Below are 21,429 nucleotides of genomic sequence, written 5' to 3'. Positions count from 1 at the left end.
GATATTTTACTCTTCTAGTAGTTGCTTTGCAGTTGGAAACTGCTCTATATTTGTATGTGGTAAGAAGCATGCAGAAATAAATTCGTCCATGTAACTTGGATAAACACTAAGTTCAACATAAGTTATTTGTTTACCTATTTCTTCAAGTTTATTTTTGGCATCTTTACTTATAAGGGCCAAGTAAGAACCTACAAGTGAACTATTTCCTATATAAGTAAATTTATCTCTATCTATATCAGGAAGTAATCCTATAATTATTGAATTTTCTATATCTAAGTTATTTCCTATACCACCAGCTATATAAACTCTATCTACTATGCTAAAATCCATACCTAAGCTATCTACAAGAGTATATGCTCCTGAATATATAGCTCCTTTAGCTCTAATGAAATTATCTATGTCCACTTCATTTACTACTATATCATTTTCCAAATCAAATTCTTCTTTAAATGCTAATACATACTCTCCTATTTCATGTTCATTAAATCTAACTCTCTTATTGTTTAAATCTCTGTATATCTTACCTCTTCTATCTATTACACCCTTAGTAATCATTTGGCAAATTAAATCAATTATACCAGAGCCACATATACCAACTGGTGCACATTCATCTATTATTTTTAATGTAGGCTCTAAAGTTTCTTTATCAATAGCCACCTTTTCTATTGCTCCTGCTGATGCTCTCATTCCACAACTTATGCCTCCACCTTCAAATGCAGGACCTGCTGAACATGCACAGCTCATCATATAGTCTTGATTTCCAAACACTATCTCTCCATTGGTACCTAAATCTATAAACAAAACATTTTCTTCACTTGACCATATCCCTGCTGATAGTACTCCTGCTGTTATGTCTCCACCTACATAACTTGCTACAGATGGAGCTAAGTACACATATGCACTGTCATTTACAAAAAGTCCTACATTTTCACCCATAAGTTTTGGAGATTTTAAAAATGGTGGTATATAAGGTTCTTGTCTTAAAAAGTCTGTATACACACCCAAGAATAAACTTGTCATAGTTGTGTTTCCAGCAGCTACTAAAGTGACTACATCCTCCTTATTTATGCCATTTCTTTCATATAATGTTTTTAATAGAGGATTTATAGTTTCATCAACTATAGCTTTGTGTAAAGTTTCTAATCCATTTTTCTTAGTCGAATATATAATTCTATTTATAACATCTGCTCCATATTTTATCTGAGCATTTCCAGATGATGCTTTATCTACTACTTCTTTTGAATATAAGTCTACTAAACATACAACTACTGAAGTTGTACCAATATCTATTGCAACTCCATACAGAGAATTTTCCTTATTTCCTTCTTCTATATTTATGATTGTAAGTTTCTTTTGTTTTTGAACATATGTTATTGTAACTTTGAAATCACTCTTTCTAAATATCGTTGGCATCTTTCTAAGTATATCTAATCTAAAATCTATTTCATTGTACCCCAGATGATTTCTAACATGTCTTTCTAATCTATCTACATCACTTATATTATCATCTAAATTTGGTTCTTCCATTTCTATGTATTTCTTCTTTATATTTGTCTTAAATTGTAAGTTATGCTTTTCTATTATTTTTTTAGCTCTCTCAAAAATTTCTCTATCTTTTTGTTTATTACTACCTTCTATTTTCATACCATGCATAGAAGATGATACTTTAGAAGGAACTTCAATTTCTATATCTGATATTACCTTTGTACAACAAGCTAATATATAACCTTGCTCCCATTCGTCATCTGTTATATGTCTTGTTTTTTCTGTATCAACCTTACCTTTTAACAACTTTACCTTACATTTACCACAAGACATATTTCCATTACAAGGAGCATCTATAAATATATCAGCATTTCTTGCAACTTCTAGTAATATATCTCCCTCGTTACAATAAACTTCTTTATTGTTTGGCATAAAATTTACCTTTATCATGATATCCCTCCCAATTTGTTCTATATATTATAAAAGGAAAGTATAGCTAAATTTGCGTGCACTCAAATTTTACTATACTTTCCCCAATTATAATAACATCCCTAGTCTTTAATTATTCTAATCCAGCCTCGTATTCTTTATCACTTAATAATGTATCAAGCTCAGCAACATCAGCTAGTTTTACTTTTAATATCCAGTTTTCGTATGGGTCTTCATTTATACATTCTGGCTCATCTTCTAATTTTTCATTAACTTCTAATACTTCACCATTAACAGGAGATATTAAATCAGAAGCTACTTTAGAAGATTCAACTACTCCAAAATCTACTCCCTTAGTTACAGTATCTTCTACTTCTGGTGTTTCAACAAATAATATTTCTCCTAATTGATCTTGAGCATAATCTGTTATACCTATATATACAACATCTCCATCAATTACTTTTACCCATTCATGATCTTTAGAGTATTTTAATTCTGGTAATAATTTCATTTCGATAGACCCCCAATATTATATTATTGATTAATTTATTTAAATCATATTAATATTATATCACATTATTTTAAATTTTCCATCAATTACATTACACTTTCCATAGCTAATGCTGGATGTCCTTTTTCTTCTAAGAAAGCTAATACACCTTCAGAATCGTCAGCTATAGTTTCGTCACAAATCATATCACAGAAGTTTTCTATTCCAGTCATTTCTTTAACTGTAGCATTTAGTTTATCAGCTACATACTCTTTTAATTCTTTTGGCATCCAAACTATTCTTTCTGGTCCACCTTCTGCATAAGCGAATTTTTTAGAAGATATGAAATGTCTTCCGTGTCCCATGAATCCTGGAGTTTGAACTCCTCCACCTGTCATAGAAGCAAGTTCTCCGAAAGTCATACCAACTGGAGTAACACTTGGGAATTCTCTGTTAACTACAACAAATCCATTTGCTTCTGGCATTATACCACAGATACACTCGAAGCATCCACAAGAAGTCATAGGGTCTTCTAATATAGAGTATAATGTAACAGCTTCAACTGCACCTTGAGATATTTGGTTTACAGTTTCATTTACAGAGTTCCATACACCTGTTCTATCGTCTAAACATTCACCTTTTTCTATTGGTTGACAAGGACCTGTAGGGTCTAATTCTTTAGTAGCTTTAGCATCTAACCAGCTAACTGCTCCACAAAGGCCAAGTCTTTCAGGAGTAACAACACAAACGTGAGCTGGTGCAAATGATTGACATAAGTTACAAGAATAGAAAGTCTCTACGCTTTCATCAACCAATGAAGCTAATCTCTCATCTCTAGCATTGTATTTAGCTATTGCTTCACCTTTTAATTCAGAAACTTTTTCAGCATCTGTAATTATAGTTATTTCACACTTATCAACAACTGATTCAAATTCATCTAACATCTTAGCATATAAAACTTCTCCTATATGCTCAAGTCTAAATCCTTTATCAAATGCATCTTTAGAGATTCTTACCCAAGCCATATCTCTTTGTCCAACGTGCATTACACCTTCTATATAGTTTAAGAAGTAGTGGAAACGTCTTTCAAGAACTGGTTCGAAATCATCTTGCATGTTTTTACCAGCTATTTTAACTATTACAGCAAGTGGTAATCTTAATACACCATCTGCTTCAACTTCATCTATGTTTGGTCCTATTATTTCTATCTTATGGTCTTCAACTTCAGCTGCTTCTCTCTTAACAACAAGCTCCCAAGCTTCAGTTTTATTTCCACCAAATTCAGCAAACATGTCGCTCTTTCTAATTCTTTCACCTTCAAATGCTGCTGCAAATGAAACTGGTATAGGTATTTCAGTAACTTTTATTTTTATTCCTCTAGCTTCTAATGAAGTAGCTACTATCTTATCATAATCTTTTTGAGTTAATAAGTTCATTGGAACTTCAAGAACAGTTTGGTCAGTTATAACTGGGAATCCTAAAGCTATTGCTCCAGCACCTGCAGATACAACTAATTCACTTAATGGTCCAAATGCATTAACAAATGCAGGAACTCTATTAGCTGTGTATTCTAATAATCCGTTTAAATCACCAGGAGTTAATCCACCAAATATTAATGCTGCTCTTACTGCAACAGATACAACGTGGATAACAGAAGTTACATCGTATCCTAGAGGTATAACTCTTAGTTCAAGACCCATTTTTACTCCAGCTTCTATAGCTTGGTCTATAACCTTACCAACTAAGAAAGTTAATAAACCTTTAGATTGGTAGTCTTTTATAACTTTTGCTGCTGATTCAGCATCAGGACATTCACCAAGAACAACTGCAACACCAGGTATATCTCCTGTAACTAGTGGTACACCAAGTGATCTGATTATAGGGTCAGTTATGTGACCTGCACATGGCTCACTATATGGAGCATCCATAGTTGAGTATTTTAATGCTTCAATTACTTCTGCAGCTAAAGCAGTAGCTAAACCAGAATTAAAAGCATGTTCTAATAAATGAGTTCTATTGATTAAAGATTTTACTACTTCTAAAGCACCTTCTAAGTCCCCTAAAGTGTTCATTTTTTGTCCTGTTGCAGCATATATACAAGGTAATGAATATGCTGTATCAGGGAAAGCTACTTTATGTTCTTTTCCGTTTTTTTCTATAGCTTCAGCTAGCATAGCTTGAGCTGCACCCAAAGCTTGTTCTGACCCTGTAAAGATTATATTATATAGATTCATTCTATTTCCCCCTTTAATATTTACACCTATTTTTTATTAACTATACCCTAAAAACCCTAGAAAGCAAATCCACCTTCATTTAACTCTAAGAAAGAGTCTGCATATAAAGATGCCCCGTTGATTATGTCACAAGATTTTACAGTTTTCATTAATTCTGAGTCACATGGATTCATTATAGCTGAACTAAATCCATTAGCCATTGCCATTGCTAAGAAGGCACTATCTAAAACAGGTCTAACATGTTTAGGACATCCATTAGATACGTTAGATAATCCTCCTGTAGTTAAAAGTCCCATTTCAGTCATCATTTTTATAGCTTCTAAAACTTCTACTTGTTTTTCTTGCATACCTTTTATAACTAAGCATAATGGGTCAAATAATATATCAGTTGGCTCCATTCCTAACATTAAGCCTTTTTCTAGTATTTCTTGGCAGTAAGCCATACGTTCATCATTATCTCTTGGGATACCTTCTTTTGCACATAAACCTATAACCATTGATTCATATTCAGCTGCTATATCTATTAAATCAAATCTTGAACCAGCATCAGCAGAGTTTATTATTGGTTTTGCATTAGTTCTATCATAAACCTTAAGTCCAGCTTCGATAGCTTTTTTATTAGCTGTATCTAATGCTATAGGAACATTGTTAAATTCAGATTGAAGTAGTTTAACTCCCCATGTCATTATCTCTTCGCCATCTCTTTCAGCAGGTCCTATATTGAAATCTATATAGTGTGCTCCTGCTTCTAATTGTTCTTTTGCTCTTTTTAATATTGGAGCTGGATCTCTTTCTGCTAATGCCTTTCTTATTGAAGGTGAGATACAGTGTATTCTTTCACCTATAATCATAAATTTTTCCATTTATAATGTCCCCCTTTAAATTTAATATTAATAGTTAGTTAATATTTTATTAGTTTGTTTGGCATGCTTTTTCTTGGTATCCTTTTAAGAACTTAGGTAATTCCATAGATTCTTCTGGTCCTATAACTACATTCCATCCTGGTAAGTTATCTTCTATATCACCTTTAAGTACTGCAACTTTTCCTGGAATGATAATGTCTTTACAATTAGTTACTTCTTCTACTTTACTTTCTTTAATGAAAGCAGATATTGAATTTCCACCAAATTTACCAGCAGCCCAAGATGTAAGAACTGAATATCCACCTGCATCTGGTATTACTAACCATACTGGAACTTTTGATCTTTCTATATCTCCAGCAACTATAAAATAAGTTAATGCAAAGTCAACAGTAACTAATACTGGAGAATTTTCATCTGGGTTATTAATTGGGTAAATCTTTGGTTCAACTCTCATTGGTCTTTGTGGGTCAGTGTATATATTTTGTCTTAATGCAAATAATGGTAATGCTTTAGCATAACTAATATCATCTATTACTATTATAGAACCATATTTTATAGTAAATATTGATGATAAAGCAATTTCCATCATAGGATTTGAGTTAGATAATCTATTTGCAAATACTATTGAAGGATATCCAAATGTTCTATCTTGTTCTTTTAAAGCTATTCTTCTAACTTGCACAGCATTAGTATAAGTATCTTTTATATTTTCTCCAGTTACATCTAATACTAATTCTTTATATCCAGCAGCTTGAACTAATTCAACTGTTTCATATAATTCTTCTAAGCTAGCTGCTTTTACTCCTAATGGTAAATTTGCTCCTTTAACTACTTCTATCATATCTTTGTAGTTATCTTTAGTTGCTCCATATACCATTGGTCTAACATCTTTTAATGCTTCAACAGCTTCTTTAACTGCTTGTGCATCATCACAAGCTAAAATATAAGCTACTTCTAATCCACTACCTTTTATTTTGTCTATTAATTTTAAATATGCATCTTTGTCTCCACAGTATTCTAAAACAACCATTTCAGCTTTCATTTGTTCACCAATTCTTATATAGTCAACTTTTTTCATGTTAGCTATTTTAGCGTCTACTGCTTCATCACTCATACAAGTACAGAATGAAACTGCATATCTATTTCTACTTACTAATGTTTTTTCATGTCTAAATAATACTGTTTCCCCACCTAGTTCATATTCAGATGCTCCAGCACCAACTTTTAATGCTTTCATTAAAGGTGCAGTAGCTTCTGATAGTTTCGCTATAGCGTCATCAGACATATGTGGGCATTTACCTACTTCTACAGCTCCTGAAGCAACCTTCATAGAGAAAGCCATACAAGTTGGGAATCCACAATCCTTACAGTTTTTCTTTGGTGTTAATTTAAATATATCTAAAGCTTTTAATGCCATTATTTTCTCCCCCTAACCTTAACAATTTAATTAAGCTAATGCGTTAACCAATTCTTTTATAGTTTCTATTGATTTTGGATGACGAAGTATAACTGCGTTTGAACCACCTACTAAAACACTTGCTGCAGTTGAAACTTCCATTGCTATAGTTCTTTCTTCTGGACAACCCCAATCTGGCTCATCTTCTACTGGAGCTATAGCTTCTTTAACATGACCTACTTCGAAAGCTACTGGTGTTATGATAGGCATTTGTAATGTCTTATCATTTTGACCAAATGCTGCAAGTCTAATTCTATCCATAGTAGATGCAACGTATTCATATCCATAACCAACTGCTGAACATCCAACATTCATAACTATATTTTCACCTTTAACGCCTAATTGAGTTAACAGTACGTTTAATTGTTTAGCTAGGTTTATATCAACAGAAGATTCTGCTCCAACTTTGTGTGAATAAGCCATTCCAGCTGATGCTCCTACTCCTTTGTAGTTATCTTCTACTGCTGACATAAATAGACAGTTATGTCCATCCAATGTTTGAGCTAATTTTTCAAACAATTTACCATCTTTTTCATGATTTCCTGAGCCAGCTACTACTAAAGGCAATGTTATTGCTTCAACTACTGCTTTAGCTACTTCAGCACAGTCATCAACTGATTTATCTAATCCATTTGGGTCAGAACCATCAAATTTTAAACAAATAAAATCTGCTTGTGTATTAGCTTCAACATATTTAGCCCATTCTACTGGACAATTAGCTACATCTTTGTATAACTCTTTATATGAATCAGTCCAGCTTTCAGGATAAACGTCTGATATTTGTATACCTATTTTTGGAGTATTCCCTACTTCTCCATCAAAACTATAAAAAGGTAATACATTTTCCCCACCTAATTTAATTGCTTTTTCCCCTATTCCTACTTCAACTTCTGATATTTTTCCAGAATATTTTTGAGTAGACATTTTAAATGCCATATTTTTTTCCCCCTTAAGCCTATTTTAATTCTAATTTAGCAAAAATTTCTTTCATAGCCACTTTAGATTTTGAATCTTCAGGTAAATTAACTAAAGGAATACCTGTAGAATCATATTCATATATCAATTCATCCATAGGTACAACACCGATTAGCTCTAGGTTATGTTTTTCTATTTCCTCTTTAACACCATCATTCATAACCCCATTTGGAACTTTATTTACAATTAGAAGTATTCTTCCAACATTTAATTTTAGTTCCTCAGCTAAATCTCTTATTCTAGCAACAGCTTGTATGCTACGTCTTGAGCAATCACTAACCAATAAAAGTGTATCAACATGTCTAGTAACTTTTCTGCTTAGATGTTCCATACCAGCTTCGTTGTCCATGACTAAGTATTTGTAGTGACCAGATATTTTGTTTACTTGTTCTCTAAGTATCCCATTTACAAAACAGTAACAACCTTCCCCTTCTGATCTCCCCATTACTAATAAGTCATATCCTTCTCCTTCTTCAATTATAGAGTTTAATCTAAATTGTAAATATTGTGCCTTTGTCATACCTCCTGGAAATGCATTGCCTAACTTTTCTCTTTGATTTACTTCTTCTCTTATTTCTCCTATTGTTGCTTCAACGTCAATACCTAATACTTCATTTATGTTAGCATTAGCATCAGCATCTACAACTAATACTGGTCCCTTATTATCCTTAACCAAATAATCAATCAAAAGCCCTGTGAGACTTGTTTTACCAGTTCCACCTTTTCCTGCAACAGCTATATTGTATCCCATTTTAAGACTTCCCCCTTAAATCTAGCCACAGAGCCTTATGTACTCTGTTTACTTATTATAATTTAGGTACAGAATGAACACATTCTCCATGTACATCATGAAGTGCTTCCATTAGTCCTTCAGATAAACTTGGATGTGGATGTATTGCATCCCCTACTTGTTCTACAGTTAATCCTAGATGAACAGCAAGTGATAACTCTGTTAATAAATCTGTAGCATGAGGACCTACTACTGCTGCACCTATTATTTTATCTGTTTCTTTATCAGCTATTATTTTTACAAATCCTTGGAAATGTCCTATAGCTTGTGCTTTTCCAAGTCCTCTAAAATCAAATTGACCTACATTGTATTCTACACCTTCAGCTTCAAGTTGTTTTTCAGTTTTACCAACACCAGCAACTTCAGGTTCAGTATAAACACATCTTGGAATTGCTCTATAATCTACTACTTTAGTTTTTCCTAAAGCATTTTCAACTGCAACGATACCTTCTTTAGAAGCAACATGTGCTAAGAAAGGAGTATCTATTATATCACCTATTGCGTATATACCTTCTACATTAGTTTCAAGATGCTCATTAACTACTACTTTTCCTCTTTCCATTTCAATTCCTATATCTTCTACTCCAGAATTATCAAGGTTAGGTCTTCTACCAACACATACTAATGCATATTGTGCTTCTATAACCTTTCCATTAGAAAGGGTTGCAACAGCTTTACCATCAACTACCTCACAAGTTTGTACTCCAATACCTGTAATAACTTTAATTTTATCTTTCTTAAATTGTCTAAGTAGTTGTTTAGCTACATCTTTATCTTCATTTAATAGTATCTGGTCAACCATTTCAACTATAGTTACTTCTGTTCCTAAGGCTCTAAAGAATTGCCCTATTTCACATCCTATAACTCCACCACCTACTATTAACATAGATTCAGGTATATCTTCAAGTCCAAGAACTTCATCACTAGTTATTACAATTTTTCCATCATATGGGAACATTCTTGGTACAACTGGAACAGAACCATTAGCTAGTATTATCTTATCAGCTTTTATAGATTCTACTGTTCCATCATCTTTTGTTACTTCTATAGTATTTTTATCAATTAATTTTCCAAAACCATTAACTAGTTTTACTCCTCTTTTTTCAAATAGGAATTCTATACCACTTATTAATTGATTTACAACTTTATTTTTTCTTTCCATTATGGCAGTGAAATTTGGTGTAACTGTACCATCTATCTCTATACCAAAATCCTTTGCTTCCTTTACAGTATTTAATACTCCTGAAGAAGCAAGAAGTGCTTTAGTTGGTATACATCCTGCATTTAAGCAAGTTCCTCCAACTCTTCTTTTTTCAACAACTGTTACCTCTGCACCAAGCATAGAAGCTTTTATAGCTGCTACATATCCTCCTGGTCCACCACCTACTACTACTATTTTCATCCTTAATTCCCCCAAACCTTATAATCTACAATCTTGTAATACTATAAACCTGCGGCATCTAGTATAGCAGGTATATTTTCTTCTGCCCCAATTGCCATTATATGAACACCATCACATAAATCTTCTTCTTTTAATTGTTTGATAAGTTCTCCTGCCATTTTTATTCCTTCACTTACCCAGTTTTCTTTTCCAGCTGCTCTTAATCTTTCGATTTGTTCATCTGGCACAAATATTCCTGGTACATTTGCAGTCATAAATTTAGCCATTCCTGGAGATTTTAAAGGTACTATCCCTGCTAATACCTTACAATCCATATCCCTTGTTAGTTCTCTAAACTTTCTCATTGTATTTATGTCATAAAGTGCTTGAGTTTGGAAAAATTTAGCTCCAGCTTTTATTTTCTTTTGCATTTTTAATAATTGAACTTCTATTGGAGAATATTCTGGAGTTACTGATGCTCCTAGATAAAAATCTGGAGAACCTTTTAATTTATTACCAGCCATATCCGTACCTGCCATTAGAGTTTCAGCAGTTTGAAGTATCCCTACAGAGTCTAAATCAAATACTCCTTTAGCCTGTGGATGGTCTCCTACGCTAGTATGGTCTCCTGTTAATGCCAACAAGCTGTTTATTCCAAATACACCTGCTGACAACATTTCTCCTTGTATAGCTATCCTATTTCTATCTCTCCCTGTTATTTGAATCACTGGCTCTAATCCAGCATCTTTTAGTAATTTACATGTAGCAAGAGAAGTTGCTCTCATAACTGCTGATTGAAAGTCTGTTACATTTGCTGCATGAACTCTTCCAACTAACGGCTTTGCACATTCAATTAAATGTGAAAGGTCAGTCCCTTTTGGAGGAGCCATTTCAGTAGTAACTGCAAATTTTCCACTCTCTAGTGTTTCTCTTAATAAGCTCATCTCTAATCCCCCTTTTAACCTTCTAAAAAAAACTTTTATGAATTCGCTGTTGCTTCTTTCTTTTTCTTTGCACTTAAGCTTCTTGGATTATTTTGCTTAGAATAGTCTTTTGGTGGTCTTATTTCTGCTAAATTATCTAATTGCCCTATAGATTCCAATCTTTCATATATTTTTATCCAAGCACAATCATTTTCTGGATTTACTTCACATTTACCATTTTTAGCTCCACCACAAGCTCCATTCATAAGACCTTTAGCACACATAGTTACTGGACATATTCCACCAGTCCAACCAAGTTCACAGTCTCCACAAGCTTTACAGGCTTCTTCATATTCTCCAACCCTTTGTACTTCCCCTATAAACAAAGTGTTGTTAGCTGGATAAACTGGTTTATTTTTTAGGTTTTTAACTATTGTTTGTGTCCCATCTCCACATGCTAAAGATAAAACTGCATCAGCTTCTTTAGTTTCTTCTTTTAGAGCCTTTAAGTCCTTTTTAGACTTTAAAAGGTTACAAGCAGGATCAAGCATTACATATCCTAAGATTTTTTTGCCCTCACCTTCAAGAGTTTCCTTCATTTTTAGAACTTCTTCTTCTCCACCACTCTTACAAGTCGCTGCACATTGATTACAACCAACTAAAACTAGCTTGTCAAAATTCTTTAAGTACCCTAGCACTTCTTCCAATGGTTTATTTTCAGAAATTATCATATCTACTTCCCCCCTAAACCTTCCACAATATCTATCTATTTATTGTTTTGCAACTTACAAGCTTTAACTATGTGTTTTGCAAGTATAGATGTTGTAACTGAACCAACCCCCGCTGGAACTGGAGTTATCATCGATACTTTATTTAAAACTGCATTTGTATCAACATCTCCACATAAATTTCCTTCTTCATCAACATTTATACCAACGTCTATAACTACTGCTCCATCTTTAACAAAACTTTCATCTACCATCTTAGCTCTACCAATAGCTGCTATCAATACGTCCGCTTCTGCAGCTACATCTGATAAGTTTTTAGTCTTTGAATGGCATATTGTAACAGTTGCATGTTCACTTAATAAAAGCATTGATACTGGCTTCCCAACTACCATTGATCTTCCAAGAACTGTTACCTTACTTCCTTTTAAATCAACATTATAATGTTTTAATATTTCTACTACTGCTGTAGGAGTACATGGTGGGAATCCACTCTTATCACCTTCCATGACTTTAGCAGAGTTTATTGGACTAAAACAATCTACGTCTTTTTCTGGTGCAATGACATATTTTATAACTTCTTCATTTAAGTGTTTTGGAAGTGGTCTAAAACATAATATACCATTGACATCCTTGTCATCATTAACTTTCTTTAAAACATCAATATATTCTTCTTGAGTTATATCTTCAGCTAATTCCAACACTTCAGTTGTTATACCAATGTTTTGACATCTTTTTAGTGCTCCTCTTTCATATGATAAATCATCACTTCTTGCCCCAACTCTAACTATTGTTAGCTTAGGATTTATACCTTCTTTAACTAATAACTCGACTTCTTTTATTAAGTCTTCACTAATCTTATCAGCTACAGGTTTTCCTTTTATAATCTGTCCTTTAGTTGACATTACTTCCATATATTCACAACTCCCCTACAAGCAAACTTAAATTAATTTATTCTATATACCACATATTAATAACATAGTATCTACTTTCGTCATTTAAAAATTATTTTCCAAGAGCTTTTTCAACTTTAGCATAAACTTCATCACAAGTTTTAACGCCATCTTCAACTAATTTATCTACTTCTGTTTTTACTTTACTAACATATTCTTTATCTTGTATAGAATTTATATTTATAACTACATTTAATTGTCCACCAAGTATAGCAGCTCTTAAACATTGAACCCCTACACCAACGTCGCTTATAGCAAGTCTTGAACCTTTATCAACTAAATCTTCATGTAACTTAATAGCTTCATAACAAACTCTTACTATATTTAATGGCACTTCACAAGCAACTTTTAGTGCTTTTTCCATTGTTTCTGCTTTTATTCTTTTTTCTTCTTCTGTTTCTTTAGGAAGCCCATAAGCTTTTGATAATGGCAAGAAACATTCTGCATCATCATCTATCATTTTTAATAAATCTTTTTCTAATTTTCCTGCTTTACTTAATATATCTTTTACACTTTCTTCATACTCAGCATACTTTTTCTTTCCTATTGTAAGATTACATACCATACTACCTAAAGCCATACCAATTGCACCAACTAGTGCGGCAGCCCCCCCGCCACCTGGTACTGCTTCTTTAGAAGATAGTACTTCTACAAAATCAACACAAGTTTTATCTGCTATTTTCATGATAATCCTCCTTAAAAGGATGTAGGAAAATATCTCAAATTATCTTAGAGATATTTCCTACTCTTTATTTATAAATTAATACACTTAGAATAATCCAGCTATTACTCCATTTTCATCAACATCTATTTTTTCTGCTGCTGGAACTTTTGGTAATCCTGGCATTTTCATTATTTCTCCAGTAAGTGCAACTATAAATCCAGCTCCTGCTGAAATTGATGCTTGTCTTACAGTTATTCTAAATCCTGTTGGTCTACCTAATTTAGTTTGGTCATCAGTTAAAGAATATTGAGTTTTAGCCATACATACTGGAACTTTAGTAAATCCAAGTTTTTCTAAGTTAGCTATTTCTTTATCAGCTTCTGGAGTATAATCTACACCATCTGCTCCATAAATCTTAGTAGCTATAGCATTTATCTTATCTTTTATAGATAAATCATCTTCATAGCAGAATCTAAAATTATTTTCTTCTTCATCTAATAATCTTAAAACTTCTTTAGCTACTGCGATTCCACCTTCTCCACCTTTTGCCCATACTTCAGAAAGAGCAACATTAACGCCTAATTCTTTACACTTGTCTTCAACAAGTTTAAGTTCAGCTTCAGTATCAAGTGGGAATCTGTTTATTGCAACAACTGCTGGTAATCCATATACTTGAGTTATGTTTTCAACATGTTTTAATAAGTTTGGAAGTCCTTTTTCAAGAGCTTCTAGGTTTTCTTCATTTAAGTCTGCTTTAGCAACTCCACCATTGTATTTTAGTGCTCTTACAGTAGCAACTATTATAACAGCATCTGGTTTTAAGTTTGCCATTCTACATTTTATATCTAAGAATTTTTCTGCTCCAAGGTCAGCACCGAAACCAGCCTCAGTTATTACATAATCTGCAAAGTGCATAGCCATTCTTGTAGCTATAACAGAGTTACATCCATGAGCGATATTTGCAAATGGTCCACCGTGTACAAATGATGGTGTTCCTTCAAGAGTTTGAACTAGGTTTGGTTTTAAAGCATCTTTTAATAATGCAGCCATAGCACCATTAGCTTTTAATTGTCTAGCTGTTACAGGTGCACCTTCGTAGCTATATCCAACTATTATGTTTCCTAATCTTTCTTTTAAGTCAGCTATATCACTTGCCAAACAGAAAGCTGCCATTATTTCAGAAGCAACAGTTATATCAAATCCATCTTGTCTAACTGCTCCATCACCTTTTTTACCCATACCATCAACGATATTTCTAAGTTGTCTATCGTTCATGTCTACACATCTTCTCCAAGTTATTTTCTTAGGGTCTATTCTAAGTTCATTTCCTTGGTGAATGTGATTGTCAAGCATAGCAGCTAAAAGGTTATTAGCAGCTCCTATAGCATGAAAATCTCCAGTGAAGTGTAAGTTTATATCTTCCATAGGAACAACTTGTGCATATCCTCCACCAGCTGCCCCACCTTTAACACCAAATACTGGTCCTAGAGATGGTTCTCTTAAAGCAACTAATACATTTTGGTCTAATTTTGCAAATGCATCAGCAACACCGATAGTAGTAGTAGTTTTTCCTTCACCTGCTGGAGTTGGGTTTATAGCTGTAGTTAATATTAACTTAGCTTTTTTCCCAGTTTCTCTTTTTAGAAGATTGTAGTCAACTTTGGCTTTGTATTTACCATATAGTTCTACATCATCTTCACCTAGTCCTAATTTTTTTGCAACCTCTCTAATATCTTGAGGTTTAGCTTCTTGAGCTATCTCAATGTCAGATTTAAATCCCATAACTGAATCTCCTCCCACAACCTAAATAGATTTAAAATATAATTTTTGTATAAATTGTATTAATATGTAAAAATTATATTTTATAAGATAATTATACATGTAAAATTGCTTAAAAACTAGCTACTAAGCTATTAAAATATCTTTACTTAATAGCTAGTCATTTATCTAATTAATCATTTATTACCTCTCTAGTACCTATTTATTGCCTTTAACCAACAACCCAATTATAAATCAAAATTTCTATTTATCTTTAATTGACATTAATTTCTCTTTTATTTCTTTAATTTGTGATTTTGTTATTTCACTAGAATCATATGGAGATTGATTAGCTCTATCAGAATCTATAACATCTTGATTGTAATAGATAAATCCTAAAGATTCCCCATCTTCTAAGTTTTGTATTATAAAGTCTTCATCTTCTTTATTTCTGATTTTGTTACCTACAACAAATACCTTATTTACGCCTATATCATGACCAAGTTTTTTAACTTTTCTATAGGTTTGTAGACTTCTTTCTCCTGGCTCTACAACTACTATAAAAGCATCTACACCTTGAGCTGTTCCTCTTCCTAAGTGTTCAATTCCAGCTTCCATATCCATAACAACTACGTCTTTATTTTGTAGTATTAAGTGTGAACAGAGTCTTTTTAAAAGAACATGCTCTGGGCATACACATCCAGTACCACCAGAATCTACTGTCCCTAATGTAAGTAATCTCACTCCGTTATATTCTTTGCAGAAATTTTCAGGTATATCGTCTACTTTAGGATTCATCTTAAACATTTTTCCAAATGAACCTACAGATGCAGCTGTTCTATCTGAAACTAACTTTTTCATTTCTGATATAGGTACTATTGATTCATATACTTCTTTTGGAAAACCTAGTGCTAAAGCTAAATTAGCATCAGGGTCGGCATCAACAGCAACAACTCTGTATCCGTCTTCAGCAAACATCCTAGAGAGCATTGAAGAAAAAGTCGTTTTACCTACTCCACCTTTACCTGTTATTGCTATCTTCATAATCCCTACCACCTTTATTACTATTTGCTTTTATTTTATTTATTTTTTAGTGTAGTTATCTATTTTTTTAACACTAAAAATAAACTACAGCTAGTCCTTACAGGAACCAATTAAATTTACCCTACTAGCTTTTCAAAGCAGCATGTATAGTTTTAGTATTCTTCATTATATTGTTTATATTTTATTTATTCAGTATATTCATTGTATTTTGATGTTCTTTTCTTTAATATTTGACTTTATTCAACCATAAAATCTTTATTTAGGTATAAAATCGTTTTTTCTAAGCCTTTAAGCATTTTCTAAGCTTCTGCTTCAACGCCCATTTTTTCTTCAACTAATGCTTCGAAGTGAACACGTTTCTTTTCTATATCTTCTATTATTGTAGCTGCTAACTCTTTTGGATTTGTATTTACAGTAAATGTTGCACCAACTTTATCTTTTAATTCGCTAGTTAATATATCTACTGCTCTTGAAGAACCAGCTATTGGAGGCATTATTCCTAGATAAGTGTCTATACCAGAAGCTACAACATAACATCCTATAGCAACTGCTTTTTCTGACATCCACTCTGGAGCTATACCTACAACTGGAAGGTCACACATATCCATATCCAAGTAATTAGCTGCTGCTCCAACTAAATCTAATATACGGCTTATATCAACGCAAGAACCCATATGTAGTACTGGTGGGATTCCTACTAATTTACAGACAGTTGCAAGACCTTTACCTGCATATTTTTCAGCTGCATCAGTTTCCATTAAACCAAATTTAGCTGCTGCTGAAGCACCACATCCTGTAGTAACTACTATTATGTCGTTTTTGATTAATTCTTTCATTATTGTTACATGAGCCTCATTTGAAACTCCTTTAGCATTGTTACATCCAACTACACCAGCTGCTCCTCTTAATACTCCAGATTTTAAACAGTCTGTTAATGGCTTAACTGTTCCTGCTGGATCTATATGAGAGTTTACAACTCTGTCTAATTGATTTACTACTGCTTCTACACTATACCCAACTGTTGCCCCTGACTTTAATTCAGGTATAAGTACTTTTGATTTATCTCTATTTTTAAAGTTTAAGATAGCTTCTTTAACTATTGATTTAGCATCATCAAGAGCTTGTTCTTCTCTAAATTCAATATAAGTTGAACCTGTTATTTTAGCTTTTGGAGAAGTTGTTACAAATTTAGTGTGGTAACAATCTGCTACTCTAGCTAGTGCAGGGAATATACATTGAACGTCAACTATTACAGCTTCAACTGCTCCAGTTACTATTGCAAGTTCTTGTTGGTGGAAGTCTCCTGCTATTTTTACACCATGTCTCATTGTGATTTCATTACCTGTACAACACATACCAGCTAAGTTTATTCCATCTGCTCCAACTTCTTTAGCTAAAGCTACTAAGTCTGGTTCTTCTGAAGCTAAAACTATCATTTCTGATAATGCTGGCTCATGTCCATGTAATATTATATTAACTTTATTTTCTTCTAATACTGCTAAGTTAGCTTCTGTTCTTCTTGGTACTGGAGTTCCAAATAAGATATCGCTTAGACGAGTACCTATCATAGAACCACCCCAACCATCAGCCATAGAAGTTCTTAGACTCATGTGTATTAAACTGTCTATATCACCAGTACATCCTATATGAGTAGAGTGCATTATTGTTGCAATTTCTCTATCTATAGCTCTTGGTTCTATAGCATATTCTTTCCATATTTTTTGTCTTGGTTCTGGTGCATTTTTTATAAATCTTAATGTCCCAAAAGGTTTACCAAATTCCATTAATGCAATTTCTGCCACTTCATGTGCTACATCATAGATATCTCTACCTTCTGTTTCTACATCCCATTCTTTAGCTAAAGCAATTAATTTAGCTTCGTCTCTTATTTTATAGTTTCCATTTGGATCAGCTAATGCTAATGTATGTGCTATATCTCTAGCATGGTCTGAATGGGCAGCTGTCCCACCAGCAACCATTCTTGCAAAGTTTCTACCTACTATAGTGTGTTCGTCTGCTCCACATAACCCTCTTGGAGTTTTAGGACTTATTCTACATGGTCCCATTCCACATATTCTACAGCAAACCCCTTGAAGACCAAAACCACATTGTGATTTAAAGCCTGCTTTTCTATCATACATTGTTTCTACGCCTTCTTCTCTAGCTTTTGCTATCATCTTCTGGCTGTTTAAATCAATTGTTAACATTTTTTCATCCATATTCCTATCCCCTTTTTTTGATTTTTAAAATCCCCCAGGTGACTGACTTCATGTCATAAAATAATAAAATAAATGCTTTCTAAGTTGATTATATACTAATTTTCAGCACTTTGCTTTAGATTTAAATATTTTTTTAACAAAATTAGATAATACATAAAAATTTTATTTTTAATACCTAATTTAAGTTAATTTAACTGTCTATTTTTGGCTATTTTTTAATACTTGAGCCTACTTTTTTGATACTTTAGATTAATTAAATTATGTTTTGATTTTTTAAAATCAATTTTGAATTATTTCTAGTCATTTTTTTGATATTATATCTTATTTGTGTGTTTGTTATTTCTCACTACTTTTTTGGACTTATTACAGATTTTTACTCCCTATACCATAATTAGTAAAAACTTCTTAGAATAGCATTTTTTGGACTAATTTTTTGAATTTTTTTTATTTTTCTTACTTTAATATTAATTATAGCTTCAAATTGAACATTTGTATATATTCATTTAAAGCTATAATTATTTTTTATATAAAATTTTTTTAATATTGCATTAATTCAGATATTATGACTACTTTTTATCTTTTAACGCATTTATTTTACACACTTAATATTTTTATTTCATACTTTTAGCTACAATAGCTCCATATGCAATAGAGTATAATTTAGATTCATGTGAATCAGCTCTTGATACTAAAACTATAGGAGCTTTTGCACCCATAATTATGCCTGCTGATTTAGAATCCGCCATGTATGTAAAGGCTTTCCCTATACCATTACCAACTTCTATTGTTGGAACCAACATAATATCTACATCTCCAGACACTTCACTCTTAAATCCTTTTATCTCGCTAGCTTCTTTTGAAACTGCTAAATCAAAAGCTAAAGGACCTTCTACAATTACATTTTCTCCAAATTCTCCTGCTTGACAAGCTTTTGCTAACATATCTGCATCTACAGTAGCTTGCATTTTAGGATTTACTTTTTCCTTAGCTGCTAAGCATGCAACTTTTACAGTTTCCATACCTAAAGCTTTTGCTGCTTTTATAGAATTTTTTAATATCTTTGCCTTTTGTTCATAGTCAGGAGCTATATTCATCCCTCCATCTGTAGTTATCAATAGCTTATGGTATCTTTCTAACTCGTATACCATAACATGGCTTAATAAACTATCAGTTCTAAGACCATAATCTTTATTTAACACTTCTTTCAAGATAACAGATGTATCTAATAAGCCTTTCATTACAAAATCAGCTTCTTTACTTGATACTAATTTAACTGCTATTTCAGCACAGTCTTTAATATCATCCTTATCAATAATTTTAATTCCACCCAAATCAAATTCTATTTCTTTTGATATTTCTCTTATCTTTCCTTCATTTCCAACTAATATAGGAGTAATTATATTTCTTTCTACAGCATCCTTTATAGCCATTAAAACTTCCTTGTCGTGAGCTGCTGCTACAGAAAGTACTATTTTTTCTCCTCCTTTAAGCTGCTCTAAAATATCATCTAATTTCTTTATCAAAAGTAACCCCTCCCTTATATATATTTAACTAAATAATACCATATTTGATATATCTTTTCTCAATTTATTTTTTATGTTACAAAAAATTTATACAACTAAAATCCACTTTAATATTTAACTATTATAAATTCAAGATACTTATGAAATATAATATTACAAAGAATAAATAAAAGTAAAAAGCTCTTAAACAAAGCAAATAAAAAAGTGGCATAACACAATAAATGTTATACCACTTCATCAATAAAATCTAATAAATTTAAATAACATCAAATAAAACTTAATAACATCAAGTACAACCTAATCAACTAGAATCTAATAGAATCTAATAGAATCTAATAGAATCTAATACAGTCTAACAACATTCTTACTTGTTTATGCCAAGCTCTTTTAAACAAGCAATCGTAATCTCATCCTGTGGATTTAATTCATAAGCTCTTTCTATATAGTAAGTTGCATCATCAATATCACCATTGTTTAAGTAAGCCATACCTAAATTACAAAGAATTTCTGGGTCTTCTTTTATCTTGGCAGCTTGCTCGAAATACTCTATTGCCTTATCTAAATTGTTTTTAGAAGCTTCACAAAGCCCTAATTCAACTATAGCATCTACTTGCTTAGGTTTTATTACTAATATCTTCTCAAAATACATTTTAGCCTGCTCTATTTCGCCCATACCCTTATACCCAAGTCCTATCATAAACAGTAAGTTCCACCAATCCATATGTTCTTCTTCTAATGGCAGTAGTTTTTCTAATCCTTCTTTAAACTTACCATGGAATATAAGTGTATATCCTTCTTCATACTGTACTTTAAAATCCATCTTTCCTAAGTTTTCTTGTATTTCAGCCACTAAATCAGCATCTAGACCTAATCTTAATGCATCTTCCCATGTCAATTTAGTCTTTAAATATTGACCTTGGTTATAATAATGATAACCTAAATGATAGTAACCTAATGCAAAATCATTATCAACATCTATTATCTTTTCAAGCTTGGCCATTGCCTCAAGTAAAAATGCATTCATAGCCTTATCATCTAGGTCTTTTTGATATTGCTTTGCTATCTCTTGACATACAATTGCATAGTTGTACATTGCATCTAAATCATCTGGATACATAGTTATAAATGCTTTTATATATATTAAAGAGTCTGTATGCTCGCCAATCTCAAAGTACTTTCTAGACATGTATCCCATATATGCTTTTAAATCCAAGTTAATATCATTAGCCAAAGCATCTAAAAACTTTTCATATTCTCCATTGTTTTTAAATTTACTATCTATACCAATTATATATATCATTGCATCTGCTATAGACATTGAGTTTAACTTATCTTGAGCAGTTTTTTCTTTTATTCCTTTTACTAGTACCTCATTTTTTATAGGTACATCTAGTCCACCTTTTGGCACATCATAACTCTTTAATTTAAATTCTCCACCATGCTTTATAGTTATAAACGCTAGCTCTTCTGCCTTCTTTAGCAAATATTTTTCTATTTTAAAATCCATTGTTTCCTCC

General features: G+C 32.4%; 17 protein-coding genes. All 17 read right to left on the bottom strand.

What is annotated here, in order from left to right; genetic code table 11:
• Positions 1-6: 6 nt before the first annotated feature.
• Positions 7-1,935 carry a corrinoid activation/regeneration protein AcsV gene (gene acsV, locus KGF50_RS00695; RefSeq protein WP_227846367.1) on the bottom strand — a complete coding sequence of 643 codons (1,929 nt, stop codon included), beginning with the start codon at positions 1,933-1,935 and terminating at the stop codon, positions 7-9.
• Between the two features lie 112 nt (positions 1,936-2,047).
• Positions 2,048-2,425, bottom strand: a complete 378-nt coding sequence (gene gcvH, locus KGF50_RS00690; protein ID WP_003418363.1) for a glycine cleavage system protein GcvH — start codon at positions 2,423-2,425, stop codon at positions 2,048-2,050.
• An 86-nt stretch (positions 2,426-2,511) separates the two neighbouring features.
• Positions 2,512-4,638 (bottom strand): acetyl-CoA decarbonylase/synthase complex subunit alpha/beta, encoded by a 2,127-nt coding sequence (gene acsB, locus KGF50_RS00685; RefSeq protein ID WP_227846366.1) that lies wholly within the window; start codon positions 4,636-4,638, stop codon positions 2,512-2,514.
• 56 nt (positions 4,639-4,694) lie between these two features.
• On the bottom strand, positions 4,695-5,501 hold the full coding sequence (gene acsE / locus KGF50_RS00680) for a carbon monoxide dehydrogenase/acetyl-CoA synthase methytransferase subunit (RefSeq protein ID WP_227846365.1): 807 nt from the start codon (positions 5,499-5,501) through the stop codon (positions 4,695-4,697).
• A gap of 49 nt (positions 5,502-5,550) precedes the next feature.
• Complete coding sequence (gene acsC / locus KGF50_RS00675; protein WP_227846364.1) at positions 5,551-6,918, bottom strand: acetyl-CoA decarbonylase/synthase complex subunit gamma; 1,368 nt, start codon at positions 6,916-6,918, stop codon at positions 5,551-5,553.
• A 30-nt stretch (positions 6,919-6,948) separates the two neighbouring features.
• A complete protein-coding gene (acsD, locus tag KGF50_RS00670) occupies positions 6,949-7,893 on the bottom strand; it encodes an acetyl-CoA decarbonylase/synthase complex subunit delta (RefSeq protein ID WP_227829474.1) in 945 nt (314 codons plus the stop codon).
• 19 nt (positions 7,894-7,912) lie between these two features.
• A complete protein-coding gene (locus KGF50_RS00665) occupies positions 7,913-8,683 on the bottom strand; it encodes a carbon monoxide dehydrogenase accessory protein CooC (protein ID WP_227846363.1) in 771 nt (256 codons plus the stop codon).
• 55 nt (positions 8,684-8,738) lie between these two features.
• Positions 8,739-10,124, bottom strand: a complete 1,386-nt coding sequence (gene lpdA / locus KGF50_RS00660; RefSeq protein ID WP_227433447.1) for a dihydrolipoyl dehydrogenase — start codon at positions 10,122-10,124, stop codon at positions 8,739-8,741.
• Between the two features lie 41 nt (positions 10,125-10,165).
• Positions 10,166-11,047, bottom strand: coding sequence for a methylenetetrahydrofolate reductase (locus KGF50_RS00655; RefSeq protein WP_227829471.1), 882 nt, complete (start codon positions 11,045-11,047; stop codon positions 10,166-10,168).
• Positions 11,048-11,082: 35 nt separating this feature from the next.
• Complete coding sequence (locus KGF50_RS00650) at positions 11,083-11,757, bottom strand: methylenetetrahydrofolate reductase C-terminal domain-containing protein (protein ID WP_227433448.1); 675 nt, start codon at positions 11,755-11,757, stop codon at positions 11,083-11,085.
• 35 nt (positions 11,758-11,792) lie between these two features.
• A complete protein-coding gene (locus tag KGF50_RS00645) occupies positions 11,793-12,665 on the bottom strand; it encodes a tetrahydrofolate dehydrogenase/cyclohydrolase catalytic domain-containing protein (protein ID WP_227846362.1) in 873 nt (290 codons plus the stop codon).
• Between the two features lie 91 nt (positions 12,666-12,756).
• Positions 12,757-13,389 carry a cyclodeaminase/cyclohydrolase family protein gene (locus KGF50_RS00640; protein ID WP_227846361.1) on the bottom strand — a complete coding sequence of 211 codons (633 nt, stop codon included), beginning with the start codon at positions 13,387-13,389 and terminating at the stop codon, positions 12,757-12,759.
• Positions 13,390-13,473: 84 nt separating this feature from the next.
• Positions 13,474-15,150 (bottom strand): formate--tetrahydrofolate ligase, encoded by a 1,677-nt coding sequence (locus tag KGF50_RS00635; protein ID WP_227846360.1) that lies wholly within the window; start codon positions 15,148-15,150, stop codon positions 13,474-13,476.
• 240 nt (positions 15,151-15,390) lie between these two features.
• Positions 15,391-16,170, bottom strand: a complete 780-nt coding sequence (locus KGF50_RS00630) for a carbon monoxide dehydrogenase accessory protein CooC (RefSeq protein WP_227846359.1) — start codon at positions 16,168-16,170, stop codon at positions 15,391-15,393.
• A 299-nt stretch (positions 16,171-16,469) separates the two neighbouring features.
• Positions 16,470-18,389 carry an anaerobic carbon-monoxide dehydrogenase catalytic subunit gene (gene cooS, locus KGF50_RS00625; protein ID WP_227846358.1) on the bottom strand — a complete coding sequence of 640 codons (1,920 nt, stop codon included), beginning with the start codon at positions 18,387-18,389 and terminating at the stop codon, positions 16,470-16,472.
• 611 nt (positions 18,390-19,000) lie between these two features.
• Positions 19,001-19,912, bottom strand: a complete 912-nt coding sequence (locus KGF50_RS00620) for a bifunctional enoyl-CoA hydratase/phosphate acetyltransferase (RefSeq protein ID WP_227846357.1) — start codon at positions 19,910-19,912, stop codon at positions 19,001-19,003.
• 364 nt (positions 19,913-20,276) lie between these two features.
• Positions 20,277-21,419, bottom strand: coding sequence for a tetratricopeptide repeat protein (locus tag KGF50_RS00615; protein ID WP_227846356.1), 1,143 nt, complete (start codon positions 21,417-21,419; stop codon positions 20,277-20,279).
• Positions 21,420-21,429 lie beyond the last annotated feature (10 nt).

Origin of the sequence: Clostridioides sp. ZZV15-6598 (assembly GCF_020657705.1) — a bacterium.
Lineage (GTDB): Bacteria > Bacillota > Clostridia > Peptostreptococcales > Peptostreptococcaceae > Clostridioides > Clostridioides difficile_F.
Note: the sequence above shows the minus strand (reverse complement) of the source record. Positions and strands in the feature narration are given on the sequence as shown.